We start from the raw sequence: 2182 nt of genomic DNA on the forward strand, positions 1-2182 counted from the left end.
AGGGGGTTGGGAAGTGGGGAAGTGGGGAAGTGGGGAAGTGGGGAAGTGGGGGAGTGGCAAGAATAAATAAAAGCAATCTCCTGACGACCGACTCCTGACGACCGACTCCTGACGGCTAAAAAACTGATAACTGATAACTGATAACTGATATTAGGTTCCGGAAGTCCAGGAGTTGATATATTCTAATTGGGCTTCGGTGAGAGTATCGATTTCAATACCCATGGCTTGCAGTTTCAAGCGGGCGATTTCTTGGTCTAATTCGTAGGGAATTGAGTAGATGCCGGGGGCTAATTTACCTTTATTTTTAACCAAGTATTCTACACCGATCGCTTGGTTAGCGAAACTCATATCCATAACGGCGCTAGGATGACCTTCGGCGGCTGCCAGGTTAACTAGGCGACCTTCCCCGATAACAACGACGGATTTACCGCTTTTTAGTCTATATTGTTGGGTAAAGTTGCGAACTTCCTTGACATTATCGGCTTTTGCGCCTAAAGCTTGCAGGTCGATTTCAATATCAAAGTGACCGGAGTTGGAAACAATCGCCCCATCTTTCATCAGGTCAAAATGTTCGGCCCGGATAACGTGCTTGTTACCGGTAACGGTGATGAAGATATCGCCTTCTTTAGCGGCTTCATCCATGGGCATAACCCGGAAACCGTCCATCGCCGCTTCAATGGCACGCACGGCGTTAATTTCGGTGACAATTACATTAGAGCCTAAACCTTTGGCCCGCATAGCGACACCTTTACCACACCAACCATAACCAGCCACAACCACGGTTTTACCGGCGAGGAGGATATTGGTGGCGCGAATGATACCATCAAGGGTAGATTGACCTGTACCGTAGCGATTATCAAAGAAATGCTTGGTTTCTGCGTCGTTAACGTTCATTGCCGGGAAGGATAACACCCCAGCTTTGAGCATGGCTTGCAAACGGACGATGCCGGTGGTAGTTTCTTCGGTAGTACCGATAATGTCGGGTAATTGGTGACTTCTTTCTTTAACCAGGGTGGCCACTACATCACAACCATCATCGATGATAATCTGGGGTTTGTGATCGAGGGCGATTTGAACGTGACGGTGATAGGTGTCGTTATCTTCCCCTTTGATTGCATAAACGGGGATGCCGTAATCAGCGACTAAACAAGCAGCCACATCATCTTGGGTGGAAAGGGGATTGCTGGCAATTAGTAACGCATCAGCGCCACCAGCTTTTAGTGCGATGGCTAAATTAGCGGTCTCGGTGGTAACGTGACAGCAAGCGACTAAACGCAGTCCAGCAAAGGGTTTTTCGATGGCGTAACGTTCGGCTAATTGACGCAAAACGGGCATTTCCCGACCGGCCCATTCGATGCGCTGTTTGCCGATGGGGGCTAAACTAATATCTTTGATGTCGTATTTCTGTTGAACTGGTGTTGCTACCATAAGGGGTTTTCCTTAAATACAAGCCTCGGCTATTGGTTAATTTAACTTAACATTGTCTGGGGATTTTGGCTAATGTCAAGCTTTTCACCGGTTCTTTATATAGGAAAAAGTTATCAATCCCTCGCTAACCTATCCAGAAATCGGTACATTGTCTCTATTCTGACCGATTATTTAGTACAATTAAACTATCACACAAGCTAAATTAAGCTAGAAATCTCTATCTCGTGATGATAAGATAAACCGATGGGCGAGAAACTGACAGGCGTTAATCCCAAGATAATCCAATGGGCAAGAGAAAGGGCGAGATATTCTCTTGAGTCTGTGGCGGTCAAGTTTAAAAAAGATGTTTCTGTTATCGAGAAATGGGAGTCAGGAGAGGACTTTCCTACCTATAGTCAATTGGAAAAGTTAGCAGAAATATATAAACGTCCTCTCGCTTTATTCTTTTTCCCAGAACCTCCCCTAGAAGCGGAGGAAAAACAAGAATTTAGAACTTTGCCAGACTTTGAAATCGAAAACCTGGCCGCCGATACTATCTATGCTTTACGACAAGCAAAAGCGATGCAATTGTCGCTACAGGAAATTAATAATGGTATTAATCCTAGTACCAAGAAAATCTTTCAGGATATTGCGGTTAGCTCTAGTGATGATTTAAGGATATTAGCCGAACAGATCAGAAATTATTTAAACATTACTCTAGAAGAACAACTGACCTGGAATGATCGGGAAACTGCCTTAAAAAAATGGCGTAGTG

General features: G+C 44.8%; 2 protein-coding genes. One reads left to right on the plus strand and one right to left on the minus strand.

Going from position 1 to position 2182, the window contains the following annotated elements; translation table 11 throughout:
• Nucleotides 1-150: 150 nt before the first annotated feature.
• Nucleotides 151-1428, minus strand: coding sequence for an adenosylhomocysteinase (gene ahcY, locus PX636_RS21880; protein ID WP_002795864.1), 1278 nt, complete (start codon nt 1426-1428; stop codon nt 151-153).
• A 243-nt stretch (nt 1429-1671) separates the two neighbouring features.
• On the opposite strand from ahcY, the gene PX636_RS21885 reads away from it, so the two are divergent.
• The coding region (locus tag PX636_RS21885; protein WP_288118877.1) for a helix-turn-helix domain-containing protein at nt 1672-2182 on the plus strand (511 nt) is incomplete at its 3' end.

Source organism: Microcystis sp. M53598_WE2 (assembly GCF_030067735.1).
In the GTDB taxonomy this organism is placed as follows: Bacteria; Cyanobacteriota; Cyanobacteriia; order Cyanobacteriales; family Microcystaceae; genus Microcystis; species Microcystis aeruginosa.